General features: G+C 60.5%; 17 protein-coding genes, 1 tRNA gene, 2 rRNA genes and 1 pseudogene (1 of these 21 only partly in view). 8 read left to right on the forward strand and 13 right to left on the reverse strand.

Annotated features, from left to right (window positions below; genetic code table 11):
- The 4 genes from PZN02_RS09770 to PZN02_RS09785 all read left to right on the forward strand — a co-directional run.
- Positions 1-1,291, forward strand: a 23S ribosomal RNA gene (locus tag PZN02_RS09770) (it extends 1,508 nt beyond the left edge of the window).
- A 219-nt stretch (positions 1,292-1,510) separates the two neighbouring features.
- Positions 1,511-1,625 (forward strand): 5S ribosomal RNA (gene rrf, locus PZN02_RS09775).
- Positions 1,626-1,728: 103 nt separating this feature from the next.
- A tRNA-Met gene (locus PZN02_RS09780) sits at positions 1,729-1,805 on the forward strand.
- A 370-nt stretch (positions 1,806-2,175) separates the two neighbouring features.
- Complete coding sequence (locus PZN02_RS09785) at positions 2,176-2,472, forward strand: hypothetical protein (protein ID WP_280657814.1); 297 nt, start codon at positions 2,176-2,178, stop codon at positions 2,470-2,472.
- A gap of 54 nt (positions 2,473-2,526) precedes the next feature.
- On the opposite strand, the pseudogene PZN02_RS09790 reads toward PZN02_RS09785, so the two are convergent.
- The 3 genes and pseudogenes from PZN02_RS09790 to PZN02_RS09800 form a co-directional block, all read right to left on the reverse strand.
- Positions 2,527-3,564 (reverse strand): annotated as a pseudogene (locus PZN02_RS09790) (recombinase family protein); the annotation flags it as partial.
- A 19-nt stretch (positions 3,565-3,583) separates the two neighbouring features.
- On the reverse strand, positions 3,584-3,769 hold the full coding sequence (locus PZN02_RS09795) for a hypothetical protein (RefSeq protein ID WP_280657815.1): 186 nt from the start codon (positions 3,767-3,769) through the stop codon (positions 3,584-3,586).
- 674 nt (positions 3,770-4,443) lie between these two features.
- On the reverse strand, positions 4,444-5,448 hold the full coding sequence (locus tag PZN02_RS09800) for a GlxA family transcriptional regulator (protein ID WP_280657816.1): 1,005 nt from the start codon (positions 5,446-5,448) through the stop codon (positions 4,444-4,446).
- 192 nt (positions 5,449-5,640) lie between these two features.
- Between PZN02_RS09800 and PZN02_RS09805 the strand changes: the two genes are divergently transcribed.
- Entirely contained in the window at positions 5,641-6,801 is a 1,161-nt protein-coding gene (locus tag PZN02_RS09805; protein WP_280657817.1) for an S-(hydroxymethyl)glutathione dehydrogenase/class III alcohol dehydrogenase, read from the forward strand.
- 204 nt (positions 6,802-7,005) lie between these two features.
- Here PZN02_RS09805 and PZN02_RS09810 read toward each other — a convergent pair whose 3' ends face one another.
- The 9 genes from PZN02_RS09810 to PZN02_RS09850 form a co-directional block, all read right to left on the reverse strand.
- Positions 7,006-8,016 (reverse strand): FecCD family ABC transporter permease, encoded by a 1,011-nt coding sequence (locus PZN02_RS09810; RefSeq protein ID WP_280657818.1) that lies wholly within the window; start codon positions 8,014-8,016, stop codon positions 7,006-7,008.
- A complete protein-coding gene (locus PZN02_RS09815; protein ID WP_280657819.1) occupies positions 8,013-8,972 on the reverse strand; it encodes an ABC transporter substrate-binding protein in 960 nt (319 codons plus the stop codon). The genes PZN02_RS09810 and PZN02_RS09815 overlap by 4 nt, the downstream gene beginning before the upstream one ends.
- A 19-nt stretch (positions 8,973-8,991) precedes the next feature.
- Positions 8,992-9,861, reverse strand: a complete 870-nt coding sequence (locus PZN02_RS09820; protein WP_280657820.1) for an ABC transporter ATP-binding protein — start codon at positions 9,859-9,861, stop codon at positions 8,992-8,994.
- Positions 9,861-10,274: a VOC family protein gene (locus PZN02_RS09825; RefSeq protein ID WP_280657821.1), complete on the reverse strand. Its 414-nt coding sequence runs from the start codon at positions 10,272-10,274 to the stop codon at positions 9,861-9,863. The genes PZN02_RS09820 and PZN02_RS09825 overlap by 1 nt, the downstream gene beginning before the upstream one ends.
- Positions 10,275-10,300: 26 nt before the next feature.
- Entirely contained in the window at positions 10,301-10,993 is a 693-nt protein-coding gene (locus PZN02_RS09830) for a hypothetical protein (protein ID WP_280657822.1), read from the reverse strand.
- Positions 10,990-11,619, reverse strand: a complete 630-nt coding sequence (locus tag PZN02_RS09835; RefSeq protein WP_280657823.1) for a HupE/UreJ family protein — start codon at positions 11,617-11,619, stop codon at positions 10,990-10,992. Before PZN02_RS09835 ends, PZN02_RS09830 begins: the two co-directional genes overlap by 4 nt.
- Before the next feature lie 70 nt (positions 11,620-11,689).
- On the reverse strand, positions 11,690-13,057 hold the full coding sequence (gene cysS / locus PZN02_RS09840; protein WP_280657824.1) for a cysteine--tRNA ligase: 1,368 nt from the start codon (positions 13,055-13,057) through the stop codon (positions 11,690-11,692).
- A gap of 146 nt (positions 13,058-13,203) precedes the next feature.
- On the reverse strand, positions 13,204-14,175 hold the full coding sequence (locus PZN02_RS09845) for a CobW family GTP-binding protein (RefSeq protein ID WP_280657825.1): 972 nt from the start codon (positions 14,173-14,175) through the stop codon (positions 13,204-13,206).
- Between the two features lie 80 nt (positions 14,176-14,255).
- The gene (locus PZN02_RS09850; RefSeq protein WP_280657826.1) at positions 14,256-14,768 is read right to left on the reverse strand and encodes a Fur family transcriptional regulator; all 513 of its coding nucleotides are present in this window, start codon (positions 14,766-14,768) and stop codon (positions 14,256-14,258) included.
- Between the two features lie 95 nt (positions 14,769-14,863).
- Here PZN02_RS09850 and folE point away from each other — a divergent pair, with 95 nt between their 5' ends.
- The 3 genes from folE (at position 14,864) to PZN02_RS09865 (ending at position 17,232) form a co-directional block, all read left to right on the forward strand.
- On the forward strand, positions 14,864-15,508 hold the full coding sequence (gene folE, locus PZN02_RS09855; protein WP_280657827.1) for a GTP cyclohydrolase I FolE: 645 nt from the start codon (positions 14,864-14,866) through the stop codon (positions 15,506-15,508).
- Entirely contained in the window at positions 15,505-16,002 is a 498-nt protein-coding gene (hisI, locus tag PZN02_RS09860; RefSeq protein WP_280657828.1) for a phosphoribosyl-AMP cyclohydrolase, read from the forward strand. Before folE ends, hisI begins: the two co-directional genes overlap by 4 nt.
- Before the next feature lie 192 nt (positions 16,003-16,194).
- Complete coding sequence (locus PZN02_RS09865) at positions 16,195-17,232, forward strand: alpha/beta hydrolase family protein (protein ID WP_280657829.1); 1,038 nt, start codon at positions 16,195-16,197, stop codon at positions 17,230-17,232.
- On the opposite strand, the gene PZN02_RS09870 is transcribed toward PZN02_RS09865, so the two are convergent.
- A complete protein-coding gene (locus tag PZN02_RS09870; protein WP_425336232.1) occupies positions 17,195-17,494 on the reverse strand; it encodes a helix-turn-helix domain-containing protein in 300 nt (99 codons plus the stop codon). The two genes, PZN02_RS09865 and PZN02_RS09870, sit on opposite strands and share 38 nt — an antisense overlap.
- Positions 17,495-17,529 lie beyond the last annotated feature (35 nt).

Consider the following 17,529-nt stretch of genomic DNA (forward strand, 5'->3'; position numbering starts at 1 on the left):
GTCCCGGGAAATAGCTCCACCGTATAGACCGTACCCGAAACCGACACAGGTGGTCAGGTAGAGTATACCAAGGCGCTTGAGAGAACTATGTTGAAGGAACTCGGCAAATTGCACGCGTAACTTCGGAAGAAGCGTGACCCTTTTGTACGCAAGTATGATGGGGTGGCACAGACCAGGGGGTAGCGACTGTTTATCAAAAACACAGGGCTCTGCGAAGTCGCAAGACGACGTATAGGGTCTGACGCCTGCCCGGTGCTGGAAGGTTAAGAGGAGGGGTGCAAGCTCTGAATCGAAGCCCCAGTAAACGGCGGCCGTAACTATAACGGTCCTAAGGTAGCGAAATTCCTTGTCGGGTAAGTTCCGACCTGCACGAATGGCGTAACGACTTCCCCGCTGTCTCCAACATAGACTCAGTGAAATTGAATTCCCCGTGAAGATGCGGGGTTCCTGCGGTCAGACGGAAAGACCCCGTGCACCTTTACTATAGCTTTACACTGGCATTCGTGTCGGCATGTGTAGGATAGGTGGTAGGCTTTGAAGCGGGGACGCCAGTTCTCGTGGAGCCATCCTTGAAATACCACCCTTATCGTCATGGATGTCTAACCGCGGTCCGTCATCCGGATCCGGGACAGTGTATGGTGGGTAGTTTGACTGGGGCGGTCGCCTCCGAAAGAGTAACGGAGGCGCGCGATGGTGGGCTCAGAGCGGTCGGAAATCGCTCGTCGAGTGCAATGGCATAAGCCCGCCTGACTGCGAGACTGACAAGTCGAGCAGAGACGAAAGTCGGTCATAGTGATCCGGTGGTCCCGCGTGGAAGGGCCATCGCTCAACGGATAAAAGGTACGCCGGGGATAACAGGCTGATGACCCCCAAGAGTCCATATCGACGGGGTTGTTTGGCACCTCGATGTCGGCTCATCGCATCCTGGGGCTGGAGCAGGTCCCAAGGGTTTGGCTGTTCGCCAATTAAAGCGGTACGTGAGCTGGGTTCAGAACGTCGTGAGACAGTTCGGTCCCTATCTGCCGTGGGTGTAGGAATATTGACAGGATCTGTCCCTAGTACGAGAGGACCGGGATGGACATATCTCTGGTGGACCTGTTGTCCTGCCAAGGGCATAGCAGGGTAGCTATATATGGAAGGGATAACCGCTGAAGGCATCTAAGCGGGAAACCCACCTGAAAACGAGTATTCCCTTGAGAACCGTGGAAGACGACCACGTTGATAGGCCGGGTGTGGAAGTGCGGCAACGCATGAAGCTTACCGGTACTAATCGTTCGATCGGCTTGATCGTTCCCATTGCTCATGCTCATCATAGATGAGCATCGCAATTCTTTGTCCTCACGCGCGTAGCGCTGCGGACGGCGCGCCGGACGTCCGGCGGCTCGGCTCTGCCGGCTGCTGGAAATATCCGGATAAGACGCAAGACGTGTTCAAAACAAAAGAAGTGAAAACTTCACCAGCTTCTCGATTAAAGTTTGCTCCGCAAGGAGCAACGCTTGCGCTTTGCCGACCTGGTGGTTCTGGCGGGGTGGCTGCACCCGTTCCCATTCCGAACACGGCCGTGAAACGCCCCAGCGCCGATGGTACTTCGTCTTAAGACGCGGGAGAGTAGGTCGCTGCCAGGTCTGCAAATCGCAAGCAAAAACAAAACATCTTCTCCTCACAAAACGCGGCCCAAGCCGAAATCAAAAGGGCCGCAACCAAGCGGCCCTTGTGCTTTGAACATAACGCGGGGTGGAGCAGCCCGGTAGCTCGTCAGGCTCATAACCTGAAGGCCGCAGGTTCAAATCCTGCCCCCGCAACCATCTCAAATTGCGAAGCCAATTCGCGCAGATCAGCCGCCCCAATCGGGCGGCTTTTTTGCGTTCGCAAGCTCTGATGGTTGCGCCCTCCCGCAACCATCTCAACTTGCGAATTCCGCAAGTTCTGATCAAAGCCGGTCCCCGCAACCATCTCAACTTGCGACCCCCCCGTCCTCGTGGCGGGGGTTTTGCTTTTGAGGGATACGGCAAGGATTCCGGCCAGATCGCCGCGGACATCGATCTGGAGCTCATCGCCCTCCGGCGTGAGGATGATTTCCTTGACCAGCGAGCGAATGATATCGGCGGCGGTCATTCGCTTGGCTTCTGAGTCCTCTTGGAGCGCTACGTAAAGCTCTTCGACCTGGATGCGGTAGTGATGCGCCATGTTTGGATGCAGGAGAGGCGGCGGCTCCTCGGCGCTTTCGAGGAAGCGCGTCAGATCGGCCTTCCGGGCTTCGAGCTTGGTGCTGCGTTCCTTCACCATGTCGATCGGCATCGCGTCCTTGAGATAGAGATCCATGATCTTCTCAAGCTCACGCTCGATACGCGTCATCTCAGCTTGGGCAGCATCAATCGTTGCTCGGCCTTCCATGCGGAGGCGGTTCATTTCGCGGGTGAACTCATCACAGAATTCCTTAAAGAGCGCCGGCTCCATCAGGTTCTGGCGTAGGGCGTTCAAAACACGCGCCTCGAGGCGGTCGCGTCGGATATTCCTCCGATTGTCGCACGTGCCCTTGTTGCGTGCGGTCGAGCAGCCGACGAGGTCGGCGGAGATCATAGAATAGCCGCCGCCGCAGCAGGCGCACTTCGTGAGGCCCGAGAACAGGTATTTCGGCCGCCGGCGTTCGCGGAACTGGTTCTCCGTTTCCTGACCGTCGTCCTTACGCGTTGTCTTGACGGCGGCCTGCCGGGCCTTGGCAGCATTCCAGAGGTCGTCATCGAGGAGGCGTAGTTCAGGCACCTCCTGGATAATCCATTCCGACTCGGGGTTCGGCCGCGCCTGGCGCTTGCCCGTATCGGGATCTTTGATGAAGCGCTGACGGTTCCAGACGAGGCGGCCGACATACATCTCGTTGTTGAGGATGCCGTTGCCCCGCTTGACGTTGCCGTTGATGGTGCTGAAGCCCCATTCGCCGCCGCCTGGAGCCGGGATACCTTCCTTGTTCAGTTCGAACGCAATCCGCTTGGCTGACTTGCCCGCGACATAGTCGCGGAAGATGCGTCGGATCACATCGGCCTCGATCTCGTTGATCGTGCGATCGCCGCGGACGGGTTCGCCGTTGCCATCGAATTTCTTCACGACGTCGTAGCCGTAGGCGTTTCCACCGCCAGACTTGCCAGCTTCGACGCGGCCGCGCTGTCCACGTCGTGTTTTGTCAGCGAGATCCTTGAGGAAGAGGGCGTTCATCGTCCCCTTCAGGCCGACATGAAGGTGTGTGACCTCGCCCTCCGACAACGTGACGATTTTCACGTCGGAGTAGGCCATTCGCTTGTAGAGGCCCGCGATGTCTTCCTGGTCGCGAGAAAGGCGATCCATCGCTTCCGCGAGCACCAGGCGAAAACGACCCCGCGTCGCGTCGGAGATCAACGCCTGGATGCCAGGACGGAGAAGGGATGCGCCGGAGATGGCGTGATCGGTATATTCCTCGACGACGTGCCAACCCTGCTTCTCAGCGTGAAGGCGGCAGATCCGCAGCTGATCTGCGATCGATGCGTCGCGCTGATTGTCCGAGGAGTAGCGGGCGTAGATCGCGACCTTCAAGATGCTGCCTCCTGCGAGATCAGGAGCGCTTCTTCCTGCGATCCTTGACCTGTTCTTCGTAGCACTCCCGCGCGGCGCGACGCGCCAGGAGGCGCACCAACTCGACCAGACGAGGGTCGGAGCCTTCGCCACGCGGAGTCAGCGTCAGTTCCGGCTGTGCAAGCCGGAGTCCGCGTCCTCCTGTTTGGCGAGTGCCGTCGCTCATTGTGGAGCCGTGCCCAGTCGATTACAAGTTCACCTGATGCACGATCGGCTCCAAATGAAGCATAAGCAACTGAATTCACTCGTAAAAAAACGGCGGTCGAGATGCGCTTCAAGCGCACTTGCGGATAGCTTGTCGTAGATGAGGCGGCTCTGGCGTCGCGCAAATACCTAAGATCAGTTGAGCCGCAGAAGGTCGTAGCGAGGTAATGTCGAGACGCAGCTCCGACCACGGTCGACAAATGAGATGCGCTCGAGCCTGTCGCTGCGTTGTAAGCTTTTGCTGCCACTGGCGACTCTTCCCCCTGGTGCGCGCACGATAAATAGCCAAGCCCCTGAAATGTTACGCTATAACATTTCACAGTCAATACTCTGTGTTCGTTCAGCTTTTTCTGAAAGGCGATTCCTTCTCAGAGGGGATGTCGGCGAATGCCGCTTGGATTACCGCGCGAGCAGCGAGCGGCTCGGCAATCAGGCAGCCCGCAGGGCGGAGGAGGTCTTGCGCTCGATCAGGCCCCAGATGTGGCCGAACGGATCGAAGATTGCGGCGGAGCGGCTGTCGGCATCGTCAGGGCCTATTGCGTCGCGGAGGGTCGCTCCGGCGCTCACCGGGCGGGTAACAGAACCGCGTCCAGATCCGCGATCGTCAGATTCAGCGCGCTGCTTGTTGCGACAATGTCATCGAGCAAAGGTTAACGCATGCATTTCTGAATCGGTTGTTTTGAAGCGCTCACGGTATTCGCGGGGCGTGAGCGAGAACCGTCTCTGGAAAACCTTTCGCATCTGTTCGTCGGACGGAAAACCGCAGCGAAAAGCGATTGTTTTCATCGGAAGATTGGTGTCCAGCAGCAATCCCATCGCCCTCTCGCATCGCGCGATTTCGATGAATTCAGCTGGAGTCGTGTGCGTTTCCTTCTGAAACAGCCGCGCGAAATTCCGCACGCTCATTCCAGCGCGTCGCGCCAGATCATCGACTTTGATCGGGTTCCCGAGATTGGCGAGAACCCAGCTCTGAAGTTCCCGCACGCTCGGTGATGTGGTCATTTGGCTGGTCAAGGTCGTGCTGAATTGCGACTGTCCGCCAGGACGCTTCAGGAAGATTACCAAATCGCGCGCGACTTCCAGCGCAAGGTCGCGTCCGAAATCATGCTCGACGAAGGCAAGGGCAAGATCGATCGCTGCTGACACGCCGGCCGACGTCCAGAGATTGCCATCCTGGATGAAGATGGCATCCGCGGCGACCTGCACGCGGGGAAAGCGTTGCTGAAGAAGCGTGGCGACGCTCCAATGCGTCGTTGCTCGTCTTCCGTCCAGTGCGCCGGACGCGGCAAGAAAAAAGCTACCGGAACAGAGCGCGGCCAATCGCGGAATCTTCCCCGAATTGGCGCGGCACCAATCGACGATCATGGGCGTCTCATCAAGGGCACGCTCGATGTCCGGCGCACCTGTGATCATCACTGTGTCGGCGACATCATCAGCGGCGAGCTTGGCCGTCGCTTCCAACGACAGCAACGTGTCGGATGGGATCATCCCGGGATCGGGCGCCGTAATCCGGATGTCATAACGCCGGGGGTCGCCACGGCGCTCCAGATGTCGGTTCGCATAGGTGAAGACATTTACTGGCCCGACAGCCTCCATCGATTTGAAGCCGGGATAGATAACAACGTCGATGGCATGGGTCATATCGGGAAGTTCCTGTAGCGGCTCCCGATGTTGTGTCGGTTTGGCCGTGTCTGAATCAGGGTGATGTTTGTCCGAAATCGTCCGATAAGACAAATTTCCTCGTCGGGTGCACCGAGTATGGTGTCAGCGATCCTTCAGCGACGGCATCGCCGCTGGCTGAACAACACAAGAACGCTTGACGGAGGACTCGCTATGAAGACGCGCGCAGCCATCGCCTGGGAACCTAATCGGCCCCTTGAAATCGAAGAGGTGGATCTCGAGGGTCCCAAGGACGGCGAGGTGCTGGTTCGGATCGTCACGACGAGCCTGTGCCACACCGACGTTTTCACGCTGTCGGGGCGCGATCCGGAAGGCCTCTTCCCGGTGATCCTTGGCCATGAGGGTTGCGGCGTTGTCGAGGAGGTCGGGCGTGGCGTGACCTCGGTCAAACCAGGCGATCACGTCATTCCGCTTTACATCCCGGAAGATCCGAACTGCCCCTACATCAAAAGCGGGAAGACCAATCTCTGCCAGTCGATCCGCGAGACGCAGGGGCGCGGCGTGATGCCGGACGGGACGTCGCGCTTCTCCTTCAAGGGGAAGCAGATCCTGCATTACATGGGCACCAGCACCTTCAGCGAATACATCGTTCTCCCGGAGATCTCCGTGGCCAAGATCGCACCGGAGGCGCCCTTGACGAAAGCCTGCGTCATGGGTTGCGCCGTGCCCACCGGGATCGGCGCCGTGCGCAACACCGCCAAGGTGGAAGCGGGTGCGACAGTCGCGGTATTCGGCCTTGGCGCGATCGGTATGGCGGTCATTCAGGGGTCGGTTCTGGCCGGCGCCGGCCGCATTATCGGCATCGACACTAATCCAAACAAGTTTCTGCTTGCGAAGGCTCTCGGTGCAACCGAGTGCGTGAACCCGAAGGATCATGCCCGACCGATCCACGAGGTTGTCGTGGAGATGACCAATGGTGGCGTGGATTATTCCTTCGAAGCCGTCGGCAACGTCAAGCTTATGCGCTCGGCGCTCGAAAGCTGCCACAAGGGCTGGGGCGAGTGCACGGTCATCGGCGTCGCGGGTGCGGGTGAGGAGATTGCGACGCGTCCCTTCCAATTGGTGACCGGCCGCGTTTGGCGCGGCACAGCCTTTGGCGGCGTCCGTGGCCGCAGCCAATTGCCGGGCATGGTTGACGAGTGGCTGCGCGGCGACTTCAGCGTCGATCCGTACATCACCCACAACATGACGCACGACAACATCAACACCGCGTTCGACTTGCTCCATAGCGGTGAGGCCATCCGCTCGGTCATCCATTACCAGCCGCAGCGGACAATGCTCGCGAACGACCTTCCCGGAAAGATCGTCGGCTGACTGTGTGAAAGGGGGGCACGCGCCCAGACGCGTTTGCCCCTCTGTCGGAACACTGGCGACGTGATCCACGACGCTTACGTCGCCGTGCCCAAGAATCCAATCAAGTGAGGGCTTTCACGCTTCGGGGTGGTCGGAATGGATCGGCAGCGGTTCTGAGCAAGGCGCCCGACCGGAGACGGGGGATGGCGGCGAAGGCCGCCGGGGTCACCGCTTAAGCACCACGCCGAGCACGAAGAGAGCGCCGGCAGCAGCGGTGATGATGCCGACCGGCAATTCCTGTGGCGCGAGCACCACGCGACTTGCGAGATCACCGGCCAGCAACATGATGGCGCCTATGATCGTGGCGGTGACGATCAAGGCGCCATGTCGTACCCCAACCATTGCACGAGCGAGATGCGGCACCATTAGCCCGACGAAGCCGATGACCCCGGATAGCGACACAAGCGCCGCCGTTGCCAGCGCAGAGAGTGCGAAGACGGTGAAGCGCAGCCGAGGGACATCGATGCCGAGGGACAGTGCCGTATCTTCCCCGCTGAGCAGAGCATCGAGGCGATGCCGCAGGACAATCCCCGTGCCTACGGCTACCGCGGCGCCTGCAAGCCCGAGCGGCAGGTTGCTCCAACTCGCAAGCCCGAGGCCGCCGACCGACCAGAAGAGCACTGAATGCGCGGCGCGCTGATCGCCCGCGAAGACAAGATAAGTCGTGATTGCGCCGAATAGGAACGAAACGGCGAGGCCGGCGATCACCAGCCGTTCCGGTCCCTTGTCTCTTTGCGCACTGATGAGCGCCAGGACAGCTCCGGCCGAAAGCAGCGCCCCGATGAAGGCCGCCGTCGGCAGGGTCCAGACACCAAGCCGGTCGCCAAAGAATGTGATGACCGAAACCGCACCCGCCGCCGCGCCGGACGAAAGGCCGAACAGGAAGGGATCGGCGAGGTCGTTCCGCGTCGTGGTCTGCAGAAGCGCGCCGACCACGGCGAGCCCCGAGCCGACGCAGATCGCCAGAAGCACGCGTGGCAGCCTGAGATCGATCACGATTCGCATGACGGCCGGCGAAACTCCTGTGTCGAGACCTGGCAACAGGCTCTGGGCGAGCGCGCGGGCCACATCGCCGAAGGCGAGCGGCGTAGACCCATAAGCGATACCCGCGACGACAAGGGCGGCGATGATCGCCGCCCCCACCGACCAGGCCGAGACAAGGCGCCGCGCCCTCATTCCGGCTTGAATGCGCTGGGATGAAGTGCGGCTGCCAGCTTCTCGATCGCGTCGATGTTGGCCGGACCCGGTGTGATCTGCTCATAGCGCAGCGGCAGGAAGCGCTCGTTGCGCACGGCGTCGGTCTCCTTCATCACCGGATGGCTCTTGAGGAAATCGAGCAGCTTTCGGTGGCCGGCACCATCCTGGTAATCGAGCAGGATGAGGAACTGCGGGTTCTTCACGGCCACGTCTTCCCAGGAGGTCGTACCCCAGCTGATGTCGAGCTCGCCGAGGATGTTCTGGCCGCCCGCCGCCTCGATCAGCGCCGTCGGCATGGCGAACTTGCCTGCCGTAAACGGCTTGTCCTCACCAGAGTCATAGAGAAAGACTGTGACTGGCTTTTCGGCGCGCACGGCTTCACTGACCTTGGCCAGCCGCGCCTTCCACGAATCGACCAGCGCACGGGCTTCGACCTGCTTGCCGAAGATCGTGCCGAGATTGAGCTGGTCAGTATAGAGCAGATCCATCGAGGCGCGCGGGCGAGTCTTGTCGACCTGGGCGCAGCTTTCGGTCAGGACATAGGTCTCAATGCCTTTTTCCTTTAGCGTGTCCGGCGTCACCTCGCCGCCCGGCTTCATGCCGTAATACCAGCCGGCGAAGAAGAAATCGGCGTCGGCTGCGAGCAGATTCTCCATCGTCGGATATTTGGGGGCGAGCTCAGGGATGGCGCCGAGCGCGGCTTTGAAGCTGTCGGTAGTCTTGTACCAGCCGGTCACTCCGGTCACGCCCGCCATGTTCGGCTGGAGATGAAGGGCGAAGGCCATCTCGCTCATGTTGAGGTCGTGAACGACGGCGCGCTTCGGCGCATTCTCGAACATGAGGGTGCGGCCGCAATTCTCGACCGTGACAGGAAAGGCGAATGCAGGGAGCGAGACAAGGCTCGCGGCAAGGGCAAGGGACAGGCGGTGTAGCATTGGTCATTTTCTCCGTTTGTTATGGCACCAGAGCGCGGGCGACGTTGGAGCCGCCTAGTGCCGGTGTGTCGAAGACCAGCAGTGACCGGCCGGTCTCGGGATTGGTGAAGGGGAAGCAGTCCATGGCGAAGACGTTGCGCACGATCTTCGGGTCGAGCGCGGCGGCGGGCGCGTCATGGGCAACGAGCCGCCCGCCTTGCATGACCGCGACGCGGTCGGCGAAGGGGCTCACCGAGGTTAGGTCGTGCAGCACGGCGACAACTGTGATGCGGAGGTGGCGCGCAGTCTCAAGCATGTCGGCTCGCGCGCGCGGATCGAGATGATTGGTTGGCTCATCGAGGATCAGGATTGACGGCTCTTGAGCGAGTGCTCGAGCAATCGCGGCGCGTTGCCGCTCCCCGCCCGATAGCATCTGCAATCGACGGCCGGCCGCAGCACCAAGACCGAGAAGATCGAGAGCGCGCTCGACGATTTCTCGATCGGCCGCAGCGCTCACACGTCCGCGGTGCGGAATGCGACCGAGATCCACATAGTCGGCGAGCGTCATGCGCAGGTCAGGCAGATCGTTCTGGCCGACGACGGCGAACATCCGCGCACGCTCAGTGAGGGAAATCCTGGCGAGGTCGCGATCGCCGAGCAGGATTCTTCCTGCATCCGGCTTCAGCCGGCCAAAGAACAGACGCAAGAGCGAGGTCTTGCCGGCGCCATTTGGCCCGACAATGGCTAGCCGCTCGCCCGGTTCAACGGAGAGATCGACGGCATCGACGATTCGCCGCCCATCTGGTGTTGTAATTGAGACATGTTCCGCTCTGAGGCCGATTGCCGCATCTTTCCGAACGAGCCGATTATTCGCGGCAATGGAGCGGCCAAGCGCTTCGTCGCGCGTCATCAGAGCGAAATCCTCGCCAACTCTGCCGTATGAACGAAGCAGAGCTTGTTGCCCTCGGGATCACGGCAATAGGCACCGTAATAATCGGACCCGTAGTGGGGACGCGGCCCGGGCGCCCCTTCGTCGTTGCCGCCATTGTCGATTGCAGCTTTCCAGGCCCTGTCGACGGCATCTTGAGACGGAGCGGCGAAGCTGACCTGGACGCCATTTCCCCACGTGGCCGGTCGCTCATTGAACGGGTACTGGACGATGAAATGCGGCCACGCCGTGCCCGGGCGCCGCCAGGTGTGACCGACCGGGCCACCGTCGTCTTCCTGATGACCCCGCTCAAGGCCAATTGGTGCGAGCACGGCGTCATAAAAGCGCGTAAGCGATTCGAGATCGCGTGTACCGACCATGATGTGACTGAACACGGGGCGCTCCTTTCGCGGATGATTGTTCATTCTTGCGGGACCGAACCCTCGTCGCTGAATGGCAGGATGGTTCCATCGGCGGGCGCCTGCTCGCGGGCGGGGAGCAGCGCGGTGAGGAACACAATGAGCCCGATCACAACGAGCCAACTGCCGAGAATCCGGGTCGCGATACGCAAGGGGCGCGCAGGGACGAAGTGGCGCGCGAGCAGACTGGGCGCAACTAAACACCAAAGCGCAGAGGCAATGGCGCCGCCGATGAAGGACGGAATGGCGAGATCTTCCAGGCCGATGAACAGCCCGAGTGTCAGACCGAGGAGTGGCGCGACGATCAGGCACGCTGCTCGACGCCTGCGGTCGGGCGTCCATAAGCCCAAGCCTGCTAAAACAACCGCGGACGGTGGAAGCGCGTAAAGATTTCCGTCCATCGCGAAGCGCTCGAAGAACCGCAGCAATGGCTCCGTGAACTGGACTGTCGGCAAAAGCGCGCAAAGAAAGAGCGCGATCAGCGGCAGCGAGAAGCGCGTGTCAGATATCTGCGCAGCATTCAGACCGAGTCCGATCATCGCAAGCGCGACGTCGTAGACCGAGAGCGTGAAGAGCGCCCCCATCTCGGGGAAGAAGAACTCGTGCGGGATGAGCTGCGATGCCGCGACGAGCGTTGGGAGGACCGCGAAAAGCGCTAGCGTTCTGACTTGCGTGGGAGATAGCCGCTTGATCAAGGGCCACCTGACGCGAAGAGGAAATAGAGGCCGCACGCAGTGATGGCGCCGCCGACACCGCGTGTGGCGGCGCCGCGATAGAGCCGTTCGACGGCAAGGCCTAGCAGAATGCCGAAGACGTGGATCAAGCCGGTGGCAACGACGAAGCCGACGGCGTAGGCGGCGGGGTCGGCCGCCTGCGGTAGCTCAAGGCCATGTGCGTAGCCGTGGAAAATCGCAAAGACCGCGACGACGCTGATCGAGAGCGCTTCTGGCGGTCGCCAGTGAACGGCGATGGCGATGCCGAGCGTCACGACGGATAGCGCGATGACGGCTTCGACATAGGGGAGTTGGAATGCACCCGACATGCCGATCACACCGCCGATGCACATGATCAGAGGGAATGTTACCGGCAGCGTCCAGACCGATCGGCCGCCGAGTTGAGCGCCCCAGATGCCGACGGACGCCATGGCGAGAAAATGGTCGAAGCCGAGGATGGGATGCTGAAAGCCACTCCCGAAGCCGCCAAAGGCGCCGCCAAGCACGTGGGCGTCGGCAGCGCGGACGCTTAGGATCGATGCAATGAGTGCGAGCGCCAGCGCGCTCAGAGCTCGCCAGTGCGAGCTTCTGGTGTTGCGAGTCTTCAATTTGATCCTCCAAGACCTCTCAGAACGGAAGGGCGCGTAAAGGCGCGGCGCCTAGGACGTCGTGCCATGGTCATGCTGGCGCCTTCCTCCAGATCGCGCGGTCGGATCGATCCTCGATCACGACACCGAGTTCGCGGAGCTGTTCACGGAGCTGGTCTGCGGTGACGAAATCGCGCTTTGCGCGAGCGGCGTTGCGTTCGGCGATCAGTCGCTCGACTTCGGCCTCATCGACATTGTGGCTGTTGTTGCGCTCGAACCATTCGGCGGGCGTTTGCTGGATCAGGCCGAGCATTGCGCCTGCGGCGAGCATGGCCGCGTGCAAGGATGCACGGATGCGCAGCGATCGCTCGCATTGCGCCATGCGCGCGAGTCGGAAGAGTTCGGCGATGGCCGCCGGCGTGTTGAGATCGTTATCGAGCTTGGCGCGGAAGGTCTCGAGATATGGTCGAGGATCAGCGCCCTCGTGTGCGAGATTACCGAGATCCCCGAGAGTCGTGTACAGACGGTCAAGGCTGCGCCTGGCTTGCTGGAGAGCCCGAGCGCTCCAGTCGAGTGGCTGGCGATAGTGCGCACTGAGAAGGGCATAGCGGATCGCCTCGCCAGGCGCCTGGCTCAGGAGATCCCGCACGAGAAACACATTGCCGAGCGACTTCGACATTTTCCGCCCGTCGACGGTGACGAAGCCGTTGTGCAGCCAATAGGTCGCGCGGGTCCCTTGCGCGATTTCGTTTTCGTGGTGCGGGAAGATCAGGTCCTGCCCGCCGCCATGGATGTCTATCCGCGGTCCGAGATGGCGCTCGATCATGGCGGAGCATTCGATATGCCAACCGGGCCGGCCACGTCCCCAAGAACTGTCCCATCCAGGCAGGTCGGGTGTGGAGGGTTTCCAAAGGACGAAGTCCGCTGGGTGCTTCTTGAAGGGTGCGACCTCGATGCGAGCACCAGCGATCATTTCATCCGGAGTGCGTCGGGACAGCGCACCGTAGTCCGGGAAGGAAGGGACGTGATAGAGAACATGGCCTTCCGCTTCGTAGGCGTGGCCCTCGGCTATCAAACGACCGATCAGGTCGATGATCTCCGGGATGTGTTCGGTGACACGGGGCTCGACCGATGGCGGCAGAACACCGAGCGCGGCCATGTCGGCGTGGTACGCCTCGATATAGCGCTTGGTGATGGCACCGATCGGCTCCCCAGAAGCGCGTGCGGCATCGTTTATCTTGTCGTCGACGTCGGTGAAGTTGCGGGCATAGGTGACCGCCGGAAAGCGGTCGCGTAGCAGTCGGGCGAGAACGTCGAAGATCACCGCCGGCCGAGCATTGCCGATGTGGGCATAGTTGTAGACGGTCGGCCCGCACACGTAGATGCGGACGTGCGTTGGATCTTGCGGAACAAAAGGCTCTTTTTGGCCTCCGAGGCTGTTGGTAAGGATGAGGGACATAATGGTTCCTTGGCTTGCCGGAGTGTTGCGAGGGCCTCACCAGAGGCGGGTCTCGGTCCCACAACAATTCGGCTCACCAATAAGCGCTTGAAGCCTGCGGTGGCCCCGCCGTCTATGCAGCGGGGCACCTCGACGGGGCGTCGATCTTATGCCCGGCATGCGTTGAAGCCCGTTTCGATGACGTCTTTCGGGAGGTTACGGCCGATGAAGACGAGGCGCGTGATGCGTTCCTCGTCGGGCTTCCACGGGCGCTGATGATCGCCGTCGAGGAGCATATGGACTGCCTGGACCACGAACCGGTCGTCGTCGTCCTTGAACGAGATGATGCCCTTCATGCGCAGGATATCGATGCCGAGGTGCTGGATAATCGTGCCAAGCCAAGGCAGGAATTTGTTGGGATCGAGGGGCTCCTTGGCGACAAGCGCGAAGCTTGAAACATGGTCGTCATGTTCATGCTCGTGGAACTCGTCGAGAAAGTCCGGTTCGACTTCCAGAACACGATCGAGGTCGAATGCGCCACGGCCAAGCACCTGGTCGAGATCGATATTGCAGCGCTGTGTGTGATGGAGCGTCGCCGTCGGATTGATGCGCCGAATACGATCTTCGACCTGCTTGAGTTCGTCGGCAGAAACGAGATCAGTCTTGTTGATCAGGATCGTGTCGGCAAAAGCGAGTTGCTCTTGCGCTTCGTGTGCCTCGTCGATTTCGCCGAGCAGGTGCTTGGCGTCGACGACGGTCACGATCGAGTCGAGCTTGGTCTTCGAGCGGACATCTTCGTCGACGAAGAAGGTCTGGGCGACGGGAGCCGGGTCGGCGAGACCTGTTGTCTCGACCAGAATGGCATCGAAGCGATCGCGACGGCGCATGAGCCCGTCGATGATGCGAATGAGATCGCCGCGCACGGTGCAGCAGATGCAGCCGTTGTTCATTTCGAAGATTTCTTCGTCGGCATCGACGATGAGATCATTGTCGATACCGACCTCGCCGAACTCGTTGACGATGACGGCGTATTTCTTGCCGTGCTTCTCAGTGAGGATGCGGTTGAGGAGCGTGGTCTTTCCGGCGCCGAGATAGCCGGTGAGCACGGTGACGGGCGTTTGAGGCGAAGCGGACTGCATCTGATGGACTCTCCTTTTGAATTGGTCTGGGGCCCGCTCCGGATGCAGCTTGAGACCGGCTGCGCCTTCGGGCGGTTTCGTCAGGGGTGATGGGAAGCGGTAGGAGTGCCTGTCGCGAGACAGGTTGCGCAGGTGCCCTGCAGCTCGACGACGCGGCGGGCGACTCGAAATCCAAGGGAGGCGGCGTCGCGGGCGACTGCGCGCTCGATCGTTCGATCCTCGACCTCTTCTGAGGCGCCGCAATTGTCGCAGATGAAGAACACGCAGGCATGCGGATGATCGGGATGTGCGCACGGTACGAAAGCGTTCCGGCTCTCGATACGGGATACGAAGTGCTGCTCTTGGAGAAACTCGAGCGCCCGGTAGACCGTCGGCGGCGCGAGTCGACGGCCGAGCGAGTCTTGCAGAGCGCCCATCAGCTCATACGCGCCGAGCGGCTGGCCTGCCTTGATCAGTGTCTCCATGACTTGGCGACGTATAATCGTGAACTGGAGCCCGCGTTCTCGGCAGGTCGTGGCGACTGCATTCAGCGCCGCGGAAACGACGGTGTGAGAAACGGGTCTACGGTGATGCGCCGCCATGCGCTGTGCCATGGATGTCTCCATCAAGCTCTTGTCGAGACGACATAGTCTCTTGAATGATACGTTATAACGTTGCATGATGTTTCGCAATATGCACTGGAGAAATCATGAGTGACGTTATGTTGAGTGAGCCCGATGCAGGTTTGGCATCGCCTGTTGTCCCTCGTAAGCGCCCGACGCGCGAGGCCGCTGAGTTAGCGGTGCGAACGTTGATTGAATGGGCAGGCGACGATCCGGATCGGGAAGGTCTCGTGGGAACCCCGGATCGAGTTGTGCGGGCTTATGAGGAGTTTTTCGAGGGTTATCGTATCGATCCAGTCGACTTGCTCGGCCGCACGTTCGAGGAGACGCAGGACTACGGTGACATGGTCGTGCTGCGCGACGTTCGACTTGAATCGCATTGCGAGCATCACATCGTCCCGATCATTGGCAAGGCGCATGTCGCCTATGTCCCCTCGGATCGCGTCGTCGGAATCAGTAAGCTTGCCCGGCTGGTCGAGGTTTATGCCAAGCGGCTCCAGATTCAGGAAACGCTGACGGCACAGATCGCCGACACCATCAACGAGGTGCTGAAGCCAAAGGGTGTCGCGGTGGTGATCGAAGCGGCGCATATGTGCATGACGACGCGTGGCATTCGCAAACCCGGCGTGACCATGGTGACGCGCCGGTTGATCGGCGCATTCGAAACGGATGCGGAGCTCAAGCGAGACTTCCTGTCCACGATCTCCGGTTCGCGGGAGACGTTCGGATGACCAGCCTCCCCAACGCCGGCCGTCCTGTTCAATTCGGGCCGCGGCTCTCCGTCGAAGCCGTCGAAGAAGGTGGATTTCTTGCGCCCAGGTTCAACGCAGACGGTTTGATCCCTGTGGTGACGACGGACGCCTCGTCGGGCGAGGTCCTGATGATGGGCATGATGAACGCCGAAGCTTTGCTGCGGACGATCGAGACGGGAGAAGCCCATTATTGGAGCCGGAGCCGGCAATGCCTGTGGCACAAGGGTGCGACAAGTGGGTTGATTCAGAAGGTCGTGCAGATCCGCGTCGACGATGATCAGGACGCAATTTGGCTGAGGGTCCAAGTCGAGGGCAGCGCGAGTTGCCACGTCGGCTATCGATCCTGCTTTTATCGCTCCATCCCGGTTGGTCCTTTCGGCGACGCTCCAATCCCCCTCTCCTTTGAGGAGGCGGCGAAAATCTTCGATCCGGTCGCGGTCTATCGGGACGCACCGAATCCGACGCAGCTCTGACGGATCCCATGAACAAGCCGGTTCGAAGCTCCTTGTCCGGCCAGAGGACGGAGTGACGCCGCTGGATGAGCGAATGCGCTGAAGCGGGCATCGCAAATGCAGGGACACATATCGTCCTTACCCTGCGGTCGGCTGCCTGATTGTCAGGGACGGCGAAGTTGTTGCGTATATTCAATCCTGTCGGAGATCTTCATGCTAAAATCTGTTCTATCCGCATTGCTGCTTGCCGCCCTTTCCATTTCTGCCGCACAAGCTGCCGATGCCATCGGTTTCAAAGAGACTGAGCTACCGGATGTGGGCGGCGATCGACCACTGCACGTCAGTATTTGGTATCCGACCGACGATGTTGGACCAGTCGCCTCGGTCGGCGAAAACCGTGTCTTTTATGGCGTGACCGCTATCATGGATGCCAAGCCGGTCGATGATGCACACCCGCTTGTCGTTCTATCCCACGGGTATGGTGGCAGCTGGCGAAACCTTAGTTGGCTTGCGTGGGAACTCGTCCACCAAGGATATGTTGTCGCAGCGCCAGACCACCCCGGAACGACGACATTTGACAAATCTCCGGCACAGGCGGCCAAGCTTTGGAACCGCCCCCATGACCTCAGCCGGGTGATCGACGCTCTGACAGAAAATCCTTCTTTGGCCGGTGCGATCGAACCGGCTCGCATCGCGGTCATTGGCCATTCTCTCGGAGGGTGGACGGTTACTGCTCTTGGCGGCGCGCGCTTCAGCACAGACCGGTTCGCACAGGACTGCAAGATTCATCCAAACCCGCGCACGTGTGGTCTCTCCGCCGAACTTGGTATTGCACAGGGTCATGACAACCCGCTGGATGGTGATCTGAGTGATGCAAGAATCGGCGCAATCGTTTCACTCGATCTGGGACTTGCACGTGGCTTCACGCCAGAAAGCCTCGCAGCCTTCCATGTGCCGGCGCTGATCATCGGTGCAGGCGTGGATATTGGCGACCTTCCGGCCAAGCTTGAGTCTGGATACCTTGCCGCCAATCTCCCCCAGGCGACCTCCAGCTATGCCGAGATTCCGGACGCAATGCATTTCAGTTTCATGCAGGTTTGCAAACCAGGAGCCGCCGACTTGATCGAAGAAGATACACCGGGTGATGGCATCGTCTGCAAGGATGGAGGGACACGGGATCGGAAGGCCATTCACCGTGAGGTGGCGGATATGATCACGGCATTCCTGGCGAAGGTGATCCCACCGAAATAGGTTCACCCTCAACGGAAGGCAGCGAGTTCGAGCGGCGATAATCGCTCGGGCTCATCCCCGTGACCCGAAGAAATTCGCGATTGAAATTCGATTTCGTCTGGAAACCAGCCTCGAATATGATGGTGGTTACCGGCAGATTGGACTGAGCCAGAAGCCGCTTCGCTTCCTCGATCCGGTACTCGTTCACCACTTGCAGTTGTTGGACGGGCAAACCAACTGGGCGGACTACCGGACGCCGAGCGGGTTCCCATCGATCAGGCACCCCAACGCGCAGACGTGCGGGAGGCTGGGCTCGTT

This window comes from Sinorhizobium garamanticum (assembly GCF_029892065.1).
Taxonomy (GTDB): Bacteria; Pseudomonadota; Alphaproteobacteria; order Rhizobiales; family Rhizobiaceae; genus Sinorhizobium; species Sinorhizobium garamanticum.

What these genes read in the sequence shown, in the direction of transcription:
- PZN02_RS09795 (WP_280657815.1), bottom strand. Translation starts at nt 3,769, where the DNA reads ATGAGCGACGGCACTCGCCAAACAGGAGGACGCGGACTCCGGCTTGCA.
- PZN02_RS09800 (WP_280657816.1), bottom strand. Translation starts at nt 5,448, where the DNA reads ATGACCCATGCCATCGACGTTGTTATCTATCCCGGCTTCAAATCGATG.
- PZN02_RS09805 (WP_280657817.1), top strand. Translation starts at nt 5,641, where the DNA reads ATGAAGACGCGCGCAGCCATCGCCTGGGAACCTAATCGGCCCCTTGAA.
- PZN02_RS09810 (WP_280657818.1), bottom strand. Translation starts at nt 8,016, where the DNA reads ATGAGGGCGCGGCGCCTTGTCTCGGCCTGGTCGGTGGGGGCGGCGATC.
- PZN02_RS09815 (WP_280657819.1), bottom strand. Translation starts at nt 8,972, where the DNA reads ATGCTACACCGCCTGTCCCTTGCCCTTGCCGCGAGCCTTGTCTCGCTC.
- PZN02_RS09820 (WP_280657820.1), bottom strand. Translation starts at nt 9,861, where the DNA reads ATGACGCGCGACGAAGCGCTTGGCCGCTCCATTGCCGCGAATAATCGG.
- cysS (WP_280657824.1), bottom strand. Translation starts at nt 13,057, where the DNA reads ATGTCCCTCATCCTTACCAACAGCCTCGGAGGCCAAAAAGAGCCTTTT.
- PZN02_RS09845 (WP_280657825.1), bottom strand. Translation starts at nt 14,175, where the DNA reads ATGCAGTCCGCTTCGCCTCAAACGCCCGTCACCGTGCTCACCGGCTAT.
- PZN02_RS09850 (WP_280657826.1), bottom strand. Translation starts at nt 14,768, where the DNA reads ATGGCACAGCGCATGGCGGCGCATCACCGTAGACCCGTTTCTCACACC.
- folE (WP_280657827.1), top strand. Translation starts at nt 14,864, where the DNA reads ATGAGTGACGTTATGTTGAGTGAGCCCGATGCAGGTTTGGCATCGCCT.
- hisI (WP_280657828.1), top strand. Translation starts at nt 15,505, where the DNA reads ATGACCAGCCTCCCCAACGCCGGCCGTCCTGTTCAATTCGGGCCGCGG.
- PZN02_RS09865 (WP_280657829.1), top strand. Translation starts at nt 16,195, where the DNA reads ATGCTAAAATCTGTTCTATCCGCATTGCTGCTTGCCGCCCTTTCCATT.